Here is an 18,781-nt window from a genome sequence, read left to right on the forward strand (position 1 = left end):
CCGCTTCTCCCGCGCCTTCCCCACGCTCAACGCGCCCGGCCTTGGGCGGCTACGCCCGCCGAGGCCCGCGCGACCTCATCCTCCGAAGCCAGGTAGCGGTGGCTGACTGCTCGCAAATCCGAGTCGAGTTCGTAGATCAGAGGCATGCCGGTCGGAATGTTAAGCCGGATGATCTCCTCGTCCGAGAGCCTCTCTAAATACTTCACGAGCGCGCGCAGGCTGTTTCCGTGAGCCACGACGATTAGCTGCTTGCCCGCCAGGATTTGCGGAGCGAGCTCGCCTTCCCAGTAGGGGACCACGCGCGCCAGAGTATCCTTGAGGCTCTCCGCTGCGGGCAAATCCTTCGGGGCGACCGAGGCGTAGCGGGGATCATGGCGGGGATGCCGCGGATCGTTCGGAGAAAGCAGAGGCGGGCGGACATCGTAGGAGCGCCTCCAGAGCAGCACCTGATCCTCTCCATACTTATGGGCAGTCTGGCCCTTGTCGAGGCCTTGAAGGGCGCCATAATGCCTCTCGTTGAGCTGCCAAGCGCAGACCGTGGGAAGCCACATCTGATCGAGCCGGTCGAGTACGCTCCATAGCGTGCGGATCGAACGCTTCAGAACGGAGGTGTAAGCCTCGTCGAAACGAAAGCCGGCTTCCTTGAGCCGCTCACCGGCTCGCAGCGCCTCCTCCTTTCCCCTTTCGGAGAGGTCGACATCCGTCCAGCCGGTAAAGAGATTGTCCTGGTTCCAGATGCTCTCTCCATGCCGCAGCAAGATCAGACGGAAGCTCACTTTACTTGTATAGTCGCCGCAAGGAAGCAACGTCAAGCAGTGGCCGGAGCAGGTCCTGCCGCAACCCGCGGCATGCGCAAAAGAGCTTTTCGCCCTCTTCTCTTCCTCTCTATAGATTCTTGATGCGTCTTAGCGGGAAACGGGGGAGAGCCTTGCTTGAGGGAATCGCCGGGCCTTTCGCGCTCGGCGTCCTTTTTCTTCTCATGTCGGCTTCCCGTTCCCAAGCTTCATCGCCGCGGGAAGACGTCTTGCGCGCTCTCGTGGCCGAGGCTCGATCCGAGAATCCCGATTATCGCTCCTATGAAACGGCGATCCAGGCCGCGGAGGGGCAGTTCGTCCAGGTCGGAATGGTTCCCAAGCCGCAAGTTGTTGCCTTCGTCGGGCCTTATCTGAGCGGCGGAGGAGCGGGCCAGACGGTCTTGGGGTACCAGCAGGAGTTCGAACTGCTCCAACCCTTCTACTTTCCGGGAAAGGTCTCTCTCCGAAAAGCCGTCGCTCGCCGGGACGTCATCCTCGCACAGCTTCTCCTTCAGGAATTTGGCCTTTCGCTTGAGGTGGCAGTGAGATCCCTGGCCCAGCAGGTCGCCGTCACCGTCGCCGGCGCGGCGGCAACGCGGGAGATCGAGGAACGGACCGCTTCGGTGGTCGACTTCTTGGAGAAACGCCCCAAGGCGGGCATTCTCGGATACCTGGACGCACGAATCTTGGCGGGGAGCCTCATCGGACTTCAGCAGGAGCTCCGGTGGCTGGAGGAGAGCCGGTGGACGCTGATCGCGCAACTCAATGCCTACTTGGGGCGACCGTCGGACACCCCCGTGCCGGAGCAACTGCTTCCTTGGGAGTCCTTTCCTCCGCTCTCCCTTGACCGCGTCCTGGCACTGGCGCAACGCCACAACATCCTCCTGCAAATCCATCGGGTCCTGATCGATCGGGCTCGCCAACAACGAAAGGCGACACAGATCGCCAACTACCCCGACTTTGCCCTGGGACCCTTTTGGATGGCCTACCAGGGAGTCAATTATGACGCAGGCCCCGGTGTCGAGATCTTGGTTGGCCTCCCGGTCGGAAAAGCAGAGGTTCCCGGAATCGAGGGAGTGGCCTGGGCCAATCAACGCGGCAACCTGACGACCGCCAAGGCCCAGGAAGAGCAGGCGATGGCTCTCTTCCCGGCCGCCCAGCGGAATATGGAGAGCCTGATCTTCGCCCGCCTCTCCGCCTACGAAGCAACGAGGAATCAGCTGGCGCTTCAGCCACCGAGCCTGATCGCCTCCCTGAAGGAGGCCGCCGAGCTCGCCGAGCGGCAATACCGGATCGGCGCCATTGATGTACACCGCTTCCTTGCCGCCCAGCAGCAATATCTTTCCGCCTTCCGTACCACGCTCAACGCCCGGATGGACGGGGCGACCGCATGGCTCGACCTCTTCTTCTTGACGGGAGGAGAGTTCACGGCCAAGGGTTTCCCCGAGTGAAGGAAGTGCGATTGGTCCTTTCCTTTCTGCTCGTCGCCGCCGTCGGTGGCTTCGCTCTTGCTGCCGATCCGCAGAGCGCTCTCGACGCGCTCGTCGCCGAAGCCTTGGCGCGCAATCCGGAAATCGCCTATTACGAAGGAGCCATTGGCGCCGCCAAGGGGCAGGTGGTCCAAGCACGGATCCTCCCCTATCCGCAGATCGAAGGATTCGCCGGTCCCTGGTACAGCACGCCGACCCGGGGAGGAACGGCCCACGGCTGGATGCAGGAATACGCGATCTACCAGCCGGTCTTCTTTCCCGGCAAGATGTCCCTGGCAAAGGCGATCGCGGAAAAGGATGTCCGCGTCGCCGAACTTGGGCTCCAGCAGTTTCGATTGAGCTTGGCCATGCAGGTCCGGACGCTGGCTTACCGGCTCGGCGTCGCCACCGCCAACGCGCGAATCGCCCACGAGGTCTCCGAGCGCGCAAAGGGGTTGGTCGATCTCCTCCGCAGGCGCCCGACCGCCGGCGTCCAAGGCTATCTCGATTTGCGGATCTTAGAAGGGAGCCTCGTCGACCTGCAGAGGCTGGCGCGGGAACTCGAGCAGAATCGAACCGCGATCCAATCCCAGATCAACGCGCTGCGCGCCCGGCCCTCTGCGACGCCCGTTCCCGATACCATTTTTCCGCCGGCCGAAGCCCCCTCCCTCGCCCTGTCCGTACTCCAGGAGCAAGCCAAAAACCGGAACTACGCGCTTCTCATGCGGCAGACCGAGATCGACCGGGCTGCCAAGTCGCTCGACGCAGCCAAGCTTGCCGCTCTTCCTGACTTTTCGGTCGGTCCCTTCTGGATCGGCGAGAGGGGAACCAACTTCGACCAAGGACCCGGCATCGTCTTCACGAGCGGTCTCCCCTTCTGGAACGACAATCGAGGAAACATCCTGACCGCGGCAGCGCAACGCCGACAAGCGGAAGCGCTCCACGGCTCGGCCCTCTGGAGCGTCCAGAGCGCGGTCGCCGCCTCCTTCGCCGCCTACCAGACGACGCGCAAGCAGCTCGCAGAGCAATCGCACGATGTCATTGCCCGGCTTCGGCGTGCCGCCGAACTCGCCGACCGCCAGTATCGGCTGGGGGCGATCCCGGTCCAAACCTTTCTCGAAATGCAGCGCCAATACCTCTCCTCCGCCCAGGCTCTCTACACGGCGGCCTTGGACCTGCAAACGGCGCTGCTCAACCTGGAAAACCTGACGGCGGGAACGACTCTCGCCCCTCGTTAACCTGCATGTTTCACAAAGTTCGTACCCGAGGCGCGGCCAATAGGCCTGGATGCAAGGCGGGGCGCAGGTTTTCCCCCGGAGTTGTATGACGACATACTGCGAGGAGGGAAAACCAAGTCCCAACGAAGCAGACAGGTCCATTTCGCAAGCCGCAGGAGAACGCTTGGGAAACAGGCAGGTTATAACCTCCCGGTGGTCATGATAGACGCGCTCCTGACCCCCTCGCAACGGTTCGGCTGCGTGCTCTGCATGCTGCTTGCCTTTTTGCCCACTGCAGGATGGGCCGCGGAACGGATGAACCGACCCGACCTTCCGGCTCCGCAAGAGCCCACGGTCGCTTCGGAAGATTCCCGTTCGAAGAAGGAGGCCGAAGAGCCCCCGCAACTTGTTCCGGACAAGGGGCTCCTTCTCGGGGAGATCACCCGCAAGGCGTTGCATCTCGAGACGACGTCGGTGATTGTCCACCATCTGGCTCCCCAGCTCAGCGGAAGCGCGCAAGTCTACCGCGGAGCGTCCGAAAGGGCGCAATCGAGCGGCTCGATCCGCTCCGGCAATGCTTACGCCACCGTCTTCATCGATCCACGAACGGCGGAAAAGCTCAAGGTCGGCAAACCCGTCCTGCTCCGTCACAAGGGCCAGGATGTGAACGGGCCGCCGGAAAAGGAAGGCAAGATCTTCCAAATCGATCACGAGCTTGTTTCGGTGACCGGCCAAGCCGAGCTCCTGATCGAGTTCCCCGATCCCGCTAACGCCTTCCCCGTCGGCACGTGGATCGAATTCTCGACCCCGCTCGGAAGCGACACCTCGCGTCTCGCCGTCCCCCAGAGCGCTCTTCTGGCAAGCGCGGAAGGGAACTTCGTCTACGTTTGGGACGGCCGGTTCTATCAGAGAACTCCGATCACCGTCTCCTTCTCGATTGATGGGCTCGTCGCTTTCGTGGGCAACCCGCCCGCCGGCACGCTCGTGGTCTCTCACGGTGCGGAAGATCTTTGGCTTCTGGAGCTCTCGCTCCGCCAGGGAGTCACCCGGAGTTCCGAATGAGAAGCAATTGCGCTAGGCTGGGTTTTCCGGCTTTCAGGAGAAAGCGATGATTCGCCGGCTGTTGGCCTTTTCGCTGCATCGGCGGGAGCTGGTCCTCTTCGCCGCGATCGGGCTGCTCTGCGCCGGATTCTGGTCCGCTTTCCAGATCCCTATTGACGCGGTTCCGGACATCACCAGCCCCATGGTGCAAGTGAACACTCCGGTCCCGGCCCTGGCGCCCGAGGAAATCGAAAAGCTGGTGACCTTTCCCCTGGAGATCGAGCTTTCGGGTATCCCTGGCATGGAGACCATGCGATCGCTCTCCAAGTTCGGGCTTTCCCAAATTACGATGATCTTCCGGGACGGCACCGACCTCTACCGGAGCCGTCAACTGGTCAGCGAGCGGCTCCTGGCTGCGGTGTCCAAGCTCCCCCGGGACTTGACCCCGACGCTCGCGCCGATCGCCACGGGAATGGGCGAAATCCTCTACTACACGCTCCACTACCGGCCGGATGCCAAGCAGAAGCCGCCTACCGAGATGCTACAGCTCATGGAGCTGCGCCTTCTCCAGGAATATACGGTCAAACCCCTCCTCCGCATGGTGCCGGGAGTGGCCGATGTGAACACCAGCGGAGGCTATCAAAAGCTCATCTTGATCGAGCCGAACCCGGAAAGCCTCTTTCACGCCGGAATCACCGCTTCGGAGTTGGCCTCCGTGGTGGGAAAGAACGTCGAAAACGTGGGAGGCGCCGTCATCGACCAGGCCGGACAGCAGCTCTTCGTCCGCTCGCTTGGCCGGGTCGAGAATCTCCCGCAGGTCGAGCGGCTGCCGGTCAAATATGGGGGTTCCGCCAAGCCGATCCTCGTCCGCGACTTGGCCCGGGTGACCGTTGGACCCAACATTCGGACCGGTGCAGCGACCTACAACGGTCAGGAGACCGTCCTGGGGACCGTCCTCATGCTGATCGGGGAAAATGCGCTGAGCGTCGCCGGGCGAGTCCGGGCGAAGATGGCGGAGATCCAACAGCGGCTGCCGCCCGGGGTCGAGCTTCGGATCGTCTACGATCAATCGGATCTCGTGCACCGTACGATCCACACCGTCATCCAGAACCTCTCGGAAGGAGCGCTACTGGTCATCGGCGTGCTCTTTTTCCTGGTTGCCAATGTCCGCGCTAGCCTGCTCGTGGCCTCGGTCATTCCTCTCTCCTTTCTCTTCGCGATCTCCCTCATGCGGCCGCTCCATGTTTCGGCCAACCTGATGAGCCTGGGAGCCATAGACTTCGGCTTGCTCGTCGATGGGGCGGTGGTGATCGTGGAAAATACGATCCGTGCGATTGCCCGCCGTCAGGAGCAACTCGGCCGACTGCTCAGCCCTGCGGAGCGCCGGGCGGCCCTTCTCGCAGCCACCGAGCAGGTTGGACCTTCGGTCTTCTTCGGCGTGCTGGTGATCGCCGTGGTCTATTTTCCCATTCTAGCTCTCGGGGGAATCGAAGGGAAGATGTTCCGGCCCATGGCTCTGACGGTCATCCTGTCCCTCTCCGGCTCTCTCTTGCTCGCCCTCAGCTATGTTCCCGCGGGGGCCTCGCTCTGGCTCGGCAAGAATCTGCAGGATCGGGAAAGCCCCTTGATTCGTTGGGCGCGTGCGCTCTACACTCCGGCGCTGCGATGGACGCTCGGCTGGGGAGGGCCGCTTGTCGTCTTCTCGTCCTTCGGCCTCTTCGCTCTCTCGCTCTTCTTCTTGAGCCGGATAGGGGCGGTCTTCGTGCCCCGACTCAACGAAGGGTCTTTTACCGTGATGATGTACAAAACGTGGTCAATGGGGCTGCCCGCCTCGATGGCGCTCGAAAAGGAGACCGAGTCGATGCTTTTGTCCCGCGTCCCGGAGATCTCCCTCGTCTTCTCCCGGGCGGGCACCCCGGATATCGCCACCGATCCGATGCCTCAAAACGAAAACGACACCTATCTCATTCTCCGTCCCCCGGAGGAGTGGCGCAAAGAGAGGGGAAAGCCAATCAGCCGAGATCGCTTGATCGAAATCATTCAAGGCGAGATCGCGATGCGAGTTCCCGGACAAGGGATGCTCTTCGGCCAGCCGATTGAGATGCGCTTCAACGAGATGCTGGAGGGTGAAAAGGCCGACTTGGCGGCAAAGTGGTATGGGCCGGATTTCGACGTGCTTGAGCCTCTGGCGTCAAAAACCATGGAGATTCTGCGGCAGATCCCTGGGGCCATCGATGTTCAGATGCAGTCGGCGGGTCGGGCTCCCTCGCTCGAGTTCTCTCCCGACCGGTCGGCGATGGATCGGTACACCGTGGAAGCAGGGGAGATCAATGCCGCGGTAGCGACTTCCATGGCCGGACAGGTCGTGGGAACGATGATCGATGGGGAGCGGCGATATCCGGTGGTCGTTCGTCTTCCCGACGCCTTGCGCTCCGACCCGAATACGATCCTCCAACTGCCTGTGCGAAGCGAATCGGGAGGGCTCTTGCCGCTCGGAGAGGTAGGCAAATACAACGTCGAACAACGGGTGCGCATCATCCACCGTTCCGGAGGAATCCGCTACCAGCCGGTGCAAGTGACCCTGGGGAGCCGCGACGTAGCGGGATTCGTTCGCGAAGCACAAAGCCGCATCTCTCGGACAATCCAAGTTCCTCGGGACTATTTTTTGGAATTCGGCGGCCAATATCAGAATCTCCTTCGTGCGCAGGCCCGGTTGACGGTGATCGTTCCGGCTGCGCTCCTCCTCATTTTCTTCCTGATCTTTATGGCCTTAGGAAACTTCCGGCAGACAGCACTAGTGCTGATTAGCGTCCCGGTTGCGATCACCGGGGGGATCTTTGCTCTCCAATGCGCCGGACTCCCGTTCAGCCTGTCGGCGGCCGTCGGCTTCATCGCCCTGTCCGGCATCGCGGTTTTGGCCGCCCTCGTGCTGGTTTCCTTCTTTAGTCAACTGAGGGAGGAAGGACAGACGGTGGCCGAGGCGGTGTGGGAAGGTTGCCAAGTCCGCCTCAGGCCGATCCTCATGACCGCCACGGTCGCCAGCCTCGGTTTCCTCCCCATGGCGCTCGCACAGGGAGCCGGCGCGGAAGTGCAGCGGCCTCTGGCGGTCGTGGTCATCGGGGGAGTCCTCTCCTCGACGCTTCTCTCCCTCCTCCTCTTGCCGACCCTCTACTCCTGGATGGAACGATGGCGGGAAGGCGCACGCACAAGCAACGATCGCCCACCGGCCGGCGGCGTGCCGCAACCGTCGGCCGGAGAAAAGATTCCCGGCTCTCCCGAGGGCTTCTCTTCTCCCATTTCCGGTGCCTCCGGCAGCGACGGCTCGCCCGGCTAATGCACGGAGAGCGCTGTGATTAACGCCCTCCTTTGTTTCGCCGTTCGCCGGCGGGAATTGATCTTTTTTGCCTCGGCGACGCTCTTCGCACTCGGGATCTGGTCGGCTCTTCGGCTGCCGATCGATGCGGTTCCCGACATCACCAGCCCCATGGTACAGGTCAACACCGCCGTGCCATCCCTTGCGCCGGAAGAGATCGAAAAGCTCGTCACCTTTCCCCTCGAAGTCGAGCTCGCCGGCATCCCGGGGCTCGACGTGATGCGCTCCCTCTCCAAGTTCGGCCTGTCCCAAGTGACCCTGATCTTTCGCGACGGCACCGACATCTACCGGAGCCGGCAGCTCGTAGCCGAGCGACTGCTCGCGGCGGAGGCCAAACTTCCGCGCGGCCTGAGCCCTACGCTTGCCCCAATGGCCACCGGCCTGGGGGAGATCCTCTACTACTCCCTCGAATACCGCCCGGAGGCCAAGGACAGGCCTCCGACCGAAATGCTCCAGCTTATGGAGCTGCGGCTGCTCCAGGAATATACCGTCAAGCCGCTCCTCCGGAGGATTCCCGGCGTTGCGGACATCAACACCACGGGTGGCTATGAGAAGCTGATCGTCGTCTCTCCCACCGCCGAAAGCCTCCTCCACGCCGGCTTGACCGTTTCCGATCTCGGCGCCCTGGTCGGCAAGAACGTGCAAAATGCGGGAGGCGCCGTCATCGACCAGATAGGCCAGCAGCTCTTCGTCCGCTCGCTTGGCCGGGTCGAGGATCTCGCGCAGGTCGAGCGGCTGCCGGTCAAGTATGCGGGAAGCACGCAGCCAGTGCTGGTCGGCGATCTGGCTCAAGTCGCCGTCGGACCGAATATCCGAACGGGGGCGGCCACCGTGAACGGCAAGGAGGAGGTGGTTGGCACGGTCCTGATGCTGATCGGAGAGAACGCGCAGGCCGTCGCGAGCCGCGTAAAGGAAAAGATCGGAGACATCCGAAAGCGTCTTCCGCCCACCGTCGACATCCACATTCTTTACGATCAGTCGGAGCTGGTCGGCCGGACGATTCAGACCGTCGTAAAAAACCTCGCGGAAGGTGCCCTGCTCGTTGTTGGGGTTCTCTTTCTCCTGGTGGGCGAGGTACGGGCAAGCCTCCTGGTCACCTCCGTGATTCCCCTCTCCTTTCTTTTCGCGCTCCTCGCCATGGGTCCGCTCCATATCTCCGCCAATTTGATGAGCCTGGGCGCCATCGACTTTGGGCTACTCGTCGATGGCGCGGTCGTTCTCGTGGACAACGCTCTGCGCGAGCTGGCCCGGCGCCGGAGCTCCTCGGGACAACCCCTCACCCCGAGCGAAAGGCTCTCGACGGTCCTTTTTGCCGCCGAGCAGGTCGGGCCCTCCGTCTTCTTCGGCGTGCTGGTGATCACCGTAGTCTACGTCCCCATACTCTCCCTCGGCGGCATCGAAGGGAAGATGTTCCGCCCCATGGCTTTTTCGGTTATCCTCGCGCTCACGGGATCGCTGCTCCTGGCCCTGACCTATGTACCCGCGGCGGCCACGATTTGGATCCGGGAAAACGCCTCCGGCCGGGAGACCTGGCTGATCCAACTCGCCCGCAGCGCCTATCTCCCGATCCTCCGTTGGACGCTCGGCCGGGGCGGGATTCTTCTGGTGGCAGGCTCCTTCGCGGCATTTGCCTTCGCTCTTTGGACGCTGAGTCATATGGGAGCCGTTTTCGTCCCACGCCTTGATGAGGGAGCTTTCACCATCGAATTTTACAAAGCTCCCTCGGTCAGCCTGGAAGCGTCGGTGGCCATTGAAAAGGAGACGGAGAAGATGCTGCTCTCCCGCATTTCGGAAGCCGAGCTCCTCTTCTCGCGGACAGGGACCTCCGAGATTGCGACCGATCCCATGCCCCCGAATGAAAACGATCTCTACATGATGCTTCGGCCCCGCTCGCAGTGGCGCCGGGAGAATGGCCGCCCGATCGATCGGGAAAGGCTGATCGAGATCATCTCCCACGAAGTCGAAGCGCGGGTTCCCGGGCAGACTATGCTCTTCGTGCAGCCGATCGAGATGCGCTTCAACGACATGCTTGAAGGTCAGCGAGCCGAGCTGGCCGTGAAGTGGTTTGGACCGGATTACGATGTCCTCGAGGGCCTGGCCTCGCGCACCCGGGAGATCCTTCGCACCATCCCCGGCGCCCTCGAGGTCGAGTTCCAGTCGGCCGGGCGTTCTCCATCCTTGGAATTCCTGCCCGATCGCGAGGCCATGGAGCGATACATCGTGCAGTCAGCGGAAATCAACAGCGCAATCGCAGACGGCGTGGGAGGGGAGACCGTCGGAACGATGATCGACGGAGAGCGCCGCTACCCGATCGTGATCCGGCTCCCCGAAGGGGAGAGAAGCGATCCCGAGAAAGTTCTCCGGCTTCCCGTGCGCAGCGAGAATGGAGGCCTACTTCCTCTTGGAGAAGTCGCCCACTACACGGTGCGCGACCGGATCCGGATGATCCATCGCGGCAGCGGAATCCGCTACCAGGTGTTGGAAGTAACGCTCGGCAGCCGAGATCTCGAAGGCTTTGTCCGGGAAGCGCGTGCCCGGATTCTCCGGGCTCTGCATCCCCCGCCGGGATACTTCCTGGAGTTTGGCGGCCAATATCAGAACCTCGTTCATGCCCAAGCCCGGCTGGCCGTCATCATTCCCACGGGTCTTCTGCTCGTCTTCTTTCTTCTCTACACCGCACTCGGCAGGCTCCGGCAGACGCTTCTGGTGCTTCTTAGCGTCCCGCTGGCAGCAACGGGAGGAATCTTTTCCCTAAGGCTGATGAACCTGCCCTTCAGCCTTTCCGCCGCCGTGGGCTTCATCGCCCTTTCGGGCATCGCCACCCTCGCGTCGCTTGTCCTCATCTCGTTTTTCAACCAGCTGCGAAACGAAGGAAAGAGCGTGCGGGAGTCGGTATGGGAAGGCTGCCAGATTCGGCTGCGGCCCGTGCTCATGACGGGAGCCGTAGCCAGCCTGGGCTTCCTCCCGATGGCTCTCGCGCAGGGCGCGGGTGCAGAGGTACAACGACCGCTTGCTCTTGTCGTCATCGGAGGCATTCTCTCTTCCAGCCTCCTCTCGCTTCTCCTCTTGCCGGCGCTCTACACCTGGACCGAGCGGGACCACGAGAAGCACACGCCTCCAGGACGCCCGGCGATGGCGGGAGAGGCGATTTCCGCCTCCAAGGGGACGCACATCCCCTCGGCGGAAGAGCCGTCATGAACCCCGACCTTCCTCCTGCCGCAGAGAGATCCGATGCGCGCCGGTTCGCATTATGGCTGCTCCGCCACCGAAACGGATCGGTTGCCGCCATGACCCTGATCGCCGTCGCTCTCCATCTGGCACTCCGCTTCGGGTTCCGATCGCAACCGAGCCTCTACGACACACCGCTTCTGATCGCGCTGGGAGCGGGAGGACTTACCCTCATCGTTGAACTGGGGAGAAAAGCACTTCGCCGCGAGTTCGGATCGGATCTCCTCGCCGGAATCTCCATCCTTACCTCACTCTGCCTCGGGGAATATCTCGCCGGGTCGATCATCGTCCTCATGCTCTCCGGGGGAGAGTTCTTGGAGAGCTTCGCCATGGGCCAAGCCTCCTCGGTGTTGCGCGCTCTGGCCAAGCGGATGCCTTCGAGCATCCATCGGAAGGCGCCGTCCGGACTCGAGGAGGTCCCCCTCTCGGCAGTTCGCATCGGCGATCGGCTCGTCGTTTTTCCGCATGAAACCTGCCCGGTGGACGGCGTCGTCGTCGAAGGCCACGGAGAGATGGACGAGGCCTACCTCACGGGCGAACCTTTTCGGATCCGGAAAACTTTGGGCACCTCGGTCCTGTCCGGCGCAATCAACGGGGAATCGGCTCTGACCGTCCGCGCGACTCGCCTAGCCGAGGATTCCCGCTATGCGAAAATAATCGCTGTGATGGCTCGGGCCGAACAGGAGCGCCCGAGGCTTCGCCGCCTCGCGGACACCCTCGCCGTCTACTATACTCCCGCCGCGATCGCCCTCGCCGGGGCGACCTGGCTTTTCACCGGCCAAGCGGTCCGCTTTCTGGCCGTGCTCGTGATCGCGACTCCCTGCCCGCTCATCCTCGCCATTCCCGTGGCCATCATCGGAGCGATCTCCCTCTGCGCTCGCCGGTCGATCATCGTCAGGACGCCCGCGGCGCTCGAACAGGTGACCCAATGCCGAACCGTCTTTTTCGACAAGACCGGAACTCTCACTTATGGCGAGCCTCGACTGACCGAACTCTCCGTCGCAGAGGGCTTTTCCCGAAGGGAGGTGCTGAAGGCCGCAGCCGGACTCGAACACTATTCCAAGCATCCGCTCGCGCGCGCGATCCTTGCCGCCGCCCGAAAGGAGGGAGTCGCCCCGCCCGAGGCTTCGGAAGTGAGAGAGCCGCCGGGTCAGGGACTCACCGGATTGATTGAGGGGCTCCAGGTGCGGATTACCGGCCGCTCGCAGCTCGCCGGGGCCGAGCTTGAGGAGGCCAAGCTCCCGCCTTCTTCCGAGGGCCTCGAGTGCATCGTCTGGATCGGGGGCCGCTATGCCGCTGCCTGCCGCTTCCGGGACATGCCGCGCCGCGAGAGCCGTTCCTTCGTGGCCCATCTCGGGCCGAAGCACCAGTTCCACCGGACGATTCTGGTCTCCGGGGACCGTGAATCCGAGGTCCGCTATCTCGCGGAGCAGGTGGGAATCCGGGAGATCCACGCCGGTCGGACGCCGGAGGAGAAGTTGACGCTCGTGCGGAAGGAGACCGCACGAGTCAAGACGATCTACGTCGGCGACGGGATCAACGATGCCCCCGCCATGATGGCGGCCACGGTCGGCATGGCAATCGGGCAGAATGCGGACGTCACGGCGGAAGCCGCCGATGTGGTCTGCCTGGAAAACTCGCTTCGAAAGGTCGACGAATTCCTCCACATCAGCCGACGAATGCGGCGGATTGCGCTGCAGAGCGCCGTCGGCGGCATGCTGCTGAGCCTGTGTGGTATGCTGATCGCCGCCGCCGGGTGCTTGCCCCCCGTCGAAGGCGCGATCGCCCAGGAATTGTTCGACGTCCTTGCCATCGGGAACGCGCTTCGCGCTGCGCTACCGCCGCGAATCCTCCATGATGTGTGAAAAGAAGGTCGCTTTGCTCGCCGTTACCCGAGTCGGCCCATCTCCAGGATTCTCCGGCTCGCACGGGCAACGGAGTCCGCCGCCTCGTATCCTCGGTCCACCCCGTGCCCGAACCCGAGCAAACCGCTTGCCGTTTGCAGCAAAGTGAAGCACCAATCAATGGACGCTCCGAAGGTAGGAGCGTCGCTGGAGACGGACACTTCATCATGGAAACGCGACCGGCCCTTCCGACCACTCCCCGAAGACGCAGACGCCATGGCATCTTGGCCGCACCCCTCGTCGAGCCACCCCCCCATTGGTGGCTCGACGCCGTCCTCTACGAAGTGCATGTAAAAGCCTTCGCCGATGGCAACGGGGACGGCATCGGAGACTTCGTCGGCCTCGTCGAGCGGCTTGATTACCTGAGAAAGCTGGGCATCACCGCCATTTGGCTTTTGCCCTTCTACCCCTCGCCGCTGCGCGACGACGGCTACGACATTGCCGACTACTGCAGCGTTCATCCAAACTACGGGACTCTGCGCGATTTCGTCTCGTTCCTGGAAGAGGCCCATCGCCGGGAGATTCGGGTCATCACCGAGCTTGTTCTCAACCACACTTCTGACCAGCATCCCTGGTTCCAACGGGCTCGCCGGGCTCCATCCAAGAGCCGCTGGCGGAACTATTACGTCTGGAGCGATACCCCGAACCGCTACACGGAGGCTCGGATCATCTTCCAGGATTTCGAGAGCTCGAACTGGACCTGGGATCCGATGGCACGCGCCTATTTCTGGCACCGCTTCTACTCCCATCAACCCGACTTGAACTACGACAATCCCGCGGTCCAGAAGGAAGTCCTGGCCGTCATCGATTTCTGGCTGGGCCTCGGCGTCGACGGTCTCCGTCTCGATGCCGTTCCCTACCTCTTCGAGCGGGAGGGGACGAATTGCGAAAACCTCCCGGAGAGCCACGCCTTCCTCAAGGAGCTTCGCCGATACATCGACAGCCGTTACGCCAACCGGATGCTCCTGGCCGAGGCGAATCAGTGGCCGGAAGATGCAGCCGCCTACTTTGGCAACGGGGACGAGTGCCACATGGCCTTTCATTTCCCCGTCATGCCACGTCTCTTCATGGCGATGCACATGGAGGAACGCTATCCCATCGTCGACATCCTGGAGCAGACGCCCCAAATCCCGGCGGGCTGCCGTTGGGCCACCTTTCTCCGAAACCATGACGAGCTCACGCTCGAGATGGTGACCGACGAGGAGCGGGACTATATGTTCCGGGTTTACGCCAAGGATCGGCGCGCGCGTCTGAACCTCGGCATCCGCCGGAGGCTGGCTCCCCTGCTGCAAAACAACCGGAGGAAGATCGAACTGCTCACGATGCTCCTCTTCTCCCTGCCCGGGACGCCGATCCTCTATTACGGCGATGAGCTCGGCATGGGCGATAACATCTACCTCGGGGATCGCGACGGCGTGCGCACTCCGATGCAGTGGAGTGCGGACAAGAACGCCGGCTTTTCCCGCGCCAATCCCCAGAAGCTCTACCTTCCGGTAATCATCGACCCGGAATATCACTACGAGACGTTGAATGCCGAGCTCGAGGAGAACAACCCCTCCTCTCTCCTCTGGTGGACCCGACGAGTCATTGCGATGAGACAGCGCTTCTCCGCGTTTCGGCGGGGAGGCTTGCAGTTTGTCCACTCGCAAAACCCGAAGGTTCTCTCCTTCCTCCGTTCTGAGGGGGAACAGAACATTCTGGTGGTCATCAACCTCTCCCGTTTCAGCCAGGTCGCGCAGGTTCCGCTTTCGAGCTTCCTGGGGGCGGTTCCCGAGGAGGTCTTCGGGCGCATGCGCTTTCCCGAGGTCACCGATCGGCCTTACACCTTTACCTTGGGTCCCTACGGACACTTTTGGCTCGAGCTCCACCCGCCCACCGCAACCCCGTCGACCTCCCGCGAGAGGATCGCAATACTGCCGGAGCCGCCGTCGCCCGAGTTTTGGCTCTCCGAGCGGGGACGAGCCTTCGCGGGAGATGCCCTCCCCGACTACCTCTCCCATGAGGTCTGGTCGACCCGCTCCCCACGGAAACTCACGCAGGCGGTCGCGGAGGACGCGCTCGAGGTCGAGACCCTCCGCTCCCTGGGGGAACCCGTGCAAGCCGTCCTCTTTCGTCTCTCCTACTCCGAAGGCGAAGCCGGGACCGCCTTCTGCGGATGGCTTCCTGTCGAAGGCGAGGAGGCCGAACGCTTTCTCCAGAAGGAACCACAAAAGGTCTTCGCCCAGTATGCTCGGGAGGGAAAGACGGGCGTCTTGATCGACGCCTTCCTCGATCCGGCCTTCCGCGCATGGGTGCTCGACTGGTTGGCTTCGCGGAGGCGCGTCTCCTTGAAGACCGCCACCATCCAGGCACGGCCGGCCGGCTACCTGGAAGATCTTCGTCGAAAGGGAGATCTGCCTAGCGAATCCGAGATCCTTCCCGGTGCCAAGCAGAGTCGGACCGTGCTCTATGAGAAGAGGTTCGCCCTGAGATGCTATCTTAGGCTCGAAGAGGGTCCCAACCCCGATGTCGAGATGGCCCGTTACCTGGGTGAACACCGCCTTCTGCGATTCTTCCCGCGCTATGCGGGCACAATCGATCTCCATCGGCAGCAGGGCGGGATCATTGTCCTTGCGCTACTCCAAGAATTCCCTTCCATCGAAGCCGACGGCTGGTGTCTGGCCCTCGACGCCGTAAGCCGATTTCTGGAGAGAGCCTTAGGCCAGCGTTCCGCCTCGGCCGAATTTTCTCCTCTCCCGGCCGGCGATCCGCAAAGTTGGCCGCCGGAACAAGCGCAGTTGATCGAAGGGGTCTTTTGCGAGCACCTTCGTCTCCTCGGAAAGCGAACGGCGGAAATGCATCGGGCGCTGGCGGCCGCTACGGCCGATTCCGCATTCTCCCCGGAAGCGTTCACCCCTTGGTCGCAGCGTTCCCTTTTCCAGGCTGCGATGGAGACCCATCGGCGTGTCGGCCGGATGTTCTCCCTCCGGCAGCCAGACCCGGAGCACCAAGAATGGCAATCGCTGGGCGATCCAGTGGAAAAAGCTCTGGCCTCCTTCCTTGGTCCGGTGATCCGAGCCGCGAAGATTCGAGTTCACGGAGATTATCATCTCGGGCGATTACGCTTCACCGGCAAGGACTTCGTGCTTGCGGACTTCGAAGGCGAATTTTACCGGCCCCTCTCGGAGCGCAGGCTTAAGCGGCCCGCCCACCGAGATGTGGCGAGCCTCATCTCCTCCCTCTACGCCGCCGCGTTCTCCGCACTCGGGCGCAATGGGGGCCTGTCGCAAACCGATCTCCCCTGGATGCAAGCGGCTGTGGAACGCTGGTGGTTCTATGCAAGCCATGTCTTCTGGCGCGCCTATCGCGAAGCCGTGGCCGACGCTCCCTGCTGCCCAACTTCCAAGGAAGAAGAAGCTCGTCTTCTCCGATTCTGCCTTGTGGAGCGCGGTCTTTCGGAATTAGATTTCGTGCTGCGTTGGGAGCCCTCGTCCACGGCGATCCGGCTCCGCTTCCTGAAAACGGTCCTGCAACATCCCTTCCATGTTTGAGCGATTTTTGCCGGGAAATCCCTTCCCCCTGGGCGCTTACTGGGACGGCCGTGGGGTTAACTTCGCGCTATTTTCCGCGAATGCGGAGAAGGTCGAGCTCTGCCTCTTTTCCGAAGACCGTCGCGAGCTCCAGCGAATTCCCGTGTCCGAGTCGGACGGCGAGGTCTGGCACGTCTATGTCCCTGGAATGCTGCCGGGACAGCAGTATGGCTATCGGATCCATGGACCCTACGAGCCGTCGCGCGGCCTGCGATTCAACCCGAACAAGGTACTCCTCGACCCCTACGCCCGGGAAATCGGCGCCCACCTCCAGTGGGACGACGCGGTTTTCGGCTACGCGGTCGGCGATCCCGAGGAAGATCTTGCCCTCGATCCGCGCGACGACAGCCACCTCGTTCCCCTAGCCCGCGTCGCCCACACCATGTTTCCTTGGATCGACGATCGTGCTCCGGCAGTTCCTTGGCATAAGACCATTATTTACGAGACACACGTCAAGGGGCTCACCAAGCTTCATCCCAAAATCCCGCCGGAGCTCCGCGGCACCTACCTCGGCCTAGCCCACGATGAGATGATCCGCTACTTCTTGGAGCTCGGTGTTACCGCGATCGAGCTCCTTCCCGTACATCACCATATTGATGAGCGAGTCTTGATCGAAAAAAAACTCTCCAACTACTGGGGATACAACACGCTCGGTTTTTTTGCCCCGGATTTCCGCTACGCGGTTACGAATTGCGGTCTCACCTGCACGGAGCAGTTCCAGTCGATGGTTCGCTCCCTCCATCTCCACGGGATCGAGGTGATCCTCGATGTGGTTTACAACCATACGGCGGAGGGCAATCAGCTGGGACCCACCCTTTCCTTCCGAGGCATCGACAACCTCTCCTACTACCGGCTTTCGGCGGAAGATCCCCGCTACTACGTCGACTTCACCGGCACCGGCAATACCTTCAACATGCGCCATCCCCGAGTGCTCCAGCTGATCATGGACAGCCTCCGCTATTGGGCGAGCGAAATGCACGTCGACGGCTTCCGCTTCGATCTGGCCAGCAGCTTGGCCCGCGAGTTTTTCGAGGTCGACCGACTTTCGGCCTTCTTTGACCTCATTCATCAGGACCCCGTTCTTTGCCGCGTGAAATTGATTGCAGAGCCTTGGGATCTCGGCCCAGGAGGTTATCAGGTCGGGAATTTTCCCGTCGGCTGGGCGGAGTGGAATGGCAAATACCGAGACTGCGTCCGTCGCTTCTGGAAGGGAGAAGGGGGCATGGTCTCGGAGCTCGCCACCCGCCTCGCTGGATCCAGCGATCTCTACGAAGCGAGCGGAAAGCTGCCCCACGCCAGCATCAACTTCATCACCTGCCACGACGGCTTTACCCTCCTGGACCTGGTCTCCTACGAGCAGAAGCACAATGAAGCCAACGGGGAGAAGAACCGGGATGGCACCGATGCCAACTGGAGCATGAACTGCGGCGCGGAAGGCCCAACGGAAGATCCTGCGATCCTAGCGCTTCGAACCAAGCAGAAGCTCAACTTCTGGCTCACGCTGCTCACCTCGCAAGGGGTGCCCATGGTCCGAGCGGGCGATGAGCTCTGCCATACCCAGTCGGGAAACAACAATGCCTATTGCCAGGACAACGAGATCTCCTGGCTCAATTGGGAGCCGACGGCAGAAAAGCTCTTTTTCACCCAACTTGTGCAACAACTCATCTGGATGCGGCGGAAGGAGCCGGTCTTCCAGCGTCGTCACTTCTTCCAAGGGAGGGAAATCCGCGGCTCCGACATTCGCGACGTGGTCTGGATCGGCCCGTCCGGAAAGCCGATGGACGAATCGGAGTGGACCTCCCCAGCGGTCAAGTGCCTCGGAGTACGCCTCTCCGGCGACATGACCGGTGTCGTCGATGAGTTCGGCGCCCCGGTCGAGGGGAGCTCGATGCTCATACTCTTCAACGCTTCGGAGCAGCCGATCCCCTTCGTGCTTCCCAAGCGGCGCGAAAGCCTTCGTTGGGAGCGGATCCTCGACACCAATCAACCCAGCCTGGCCCCCGAGCCGTTGGCCTCCGGAGAATCATACACGCTGATGGGACAGACAAGCGTCCTGTTCCGCGGGGAGCGACCCGCAGAGCCTCTGCCGCCCGGAGAGTTCCTGGAACCGATCCTCAGCGAGTAGCGCTCGAAATCGGCCTTCTCCGCAGCATCGGTTTCCAACAACCCGAAAAGATAACCCTCGT

At 62.3% G+C, this 18,781-nt stretch carries 9 protein-coding genes; 8 read left to right on the forward strand and 1 reads right to left on the reverse strand.

What is annotated here, in order from left to right:
* Window positions 1-26: 26 nt before the first annotated feature.
* Window positions 27-776 carry a 2,3-diphosphoglycerate-dependent phosphoglycerate mutase gene (gene gpmA, locus A37A_RS0112020; protein WP_018291739.1) on the reverse strand — a complete coding sequence of 250 codons (750 nt, stop codon included), beginning with the start codon at window positions 774-776 and terminating at the stop codon, window positions 27-29.
* Between the two features lie 152 nt (window positions 777-928).
* Between gpmA and A37A_RS0112025 the strand changes: the two genes are divergently transcribed.
* From A37A_RS0112025 to glgX, 8 genes are all read left to right on the forward strand, one after another.
* A complete protein-coding gene (locus A37A_RS0112025; protein ID WP_020494393.1) occupies window positions 929-2,245 on the forward strand; it encodes a TolC family protein in 1,317 nt (438 codons plus the stop codon).
* Window positions 2,242-3,501: a TolC family protein gene (locus A37A_RS0112030; protein WP_018291741.1), complete on the forward strand. Its 1,260-nt coding sequence runs from the start codon at window positions 2,242-2,244 to the stop codon at window positions 3,499-3,501. Before A37A_RS0112025 ends, A37A_RS0112030 begins: the two co-directional genes overlap by 4 nt.
* Window positions 3,502-3,699: 198 nt before the next feature.
* Window positions 3,700-4,542: a hypothetical protein gene (locus tag A37A_RS17405; protein WP_155996665.1), complete on the forward strand. Its 843-nt coding sequence runs from the start codon at window positions 3,700-3,702 to the stop codon at window positions 4,540-4,542.
* 46 nt (window positions 4,543-4,588) lie between these two features.
* Window positions 4,589-7,855 carry an efflux RND transporter permease subunit gene (locus A37A_RS0112040; protein WP_018291742.1) on the forward strand — a complete coding sequence of 1,089 codons (3,267 nt, stop codon included), beginning with the start codon at window positions 4,589-4,591 and terminating at the stop codon, window positions 7,853-7,855.
* Window positions 7,856-7,870: 15 nt separating this feature from the next.
* Window positions 7,871-11,092 carry an efflux RND transporter permease subunit gene (locus A37A_RS0112045; RefSeq protein ID WP_018291743.1) on the forward strand — a complete coding sequence of 1,074 codons (3,222 nt, stop codon included), beginning with the start codon at window positions 7,871-7,873 and terminating at the stop codon, window positions 11,090-11,092.
* On the forward strand, window positions 11,089-12,987 hold the full coding sequence (locus tag A37A_RS0112050) for a heavy metal translocating P-type ATPase (protein WP_018291744.1): 1,899 nt from the start codon (window positions 11,089-11,091) through the stop codon (window positions 12,985-12,987). Before A37A_RS0112045 ends, A37A_RS0112050 begins: the two co-directional genes overlap by 4 nt.
* A 206-nt stretch (window positions 12,988-13,193) precedes the next feature.
* Window positions 13,194-16,556: a maltose alpha-D-glucosyltransferase gene (gene treS, locus A37A_RS0112060; RefSeq protein WP_020494395.1), complete on the forward strand. Its 3,363-nt coding sequence runs from the start codon at window positions 13,194-13,196 to the stop codon at window positions 16,554-16,556.
* Entirely contained in the window at window positions 16,549-18,720 is a 2,172-nt protein-coding gene (gene glgX, locus A37A_RS0112065; protein WP_018291747.1) for a glycogen debranching protein GlgX, read from the forward strand. Before treS ends, glgX begins: the two co-directional genes overlap by 8 nt.
* Window positions 18,721-18,781 lie beyond the last annotated feature (61 nt).

This window comes from Verrucomicrobium sp. 3C, from assembly GCF_000379365.1.
Lineage (GTDB): Bacteria > Verrucomicrobiota > Verrucomicrobiia > Methylacidiphilales > Methylacidiphilaceae > Methylacidimicrobium.

What these genes read in the sequence shown, in the direction of transcription:
- A37A_RS17405 (WP_155996665.1), top strand. Translation starts at nt 3,700, where the DNA reads ATGATAGACGCGCTCCTGACCCCCTCGCAACGGTTCGGCTGCGTGCTC.
- A37A_RS0112040 (WP_018291742.1), top strand. Translation starts at nt 4,589, where the DNA reads ATGATTCGCCGGCTGTTGGCCTTTTCGCTGCATCGGCGGGAGCTGGTC.
- A37A_RS0112050 (WP_018291744.1), top strand. Translation starts at nt 11,089, where the DNA reads ATGAACCCCGACCTTCCTCCTGCCGCAGAGAGATCCGATGCGCGCCGG.
- treS (WP_020494395.1), top strand. Translation starts at nt 13,194, where the DNA reads ATGGAAACGCGACCGGCCCTTCCGACCACTCCCCGAAGACGCAGACGC.
- glgX (WP_018291747.1), top strand. Translation starts at nt 16,549, where the DNA reads ATGTTTGAGCGATTTTTGCCGGGAAATCCCTTCCCCCTGGGCGCTTAC.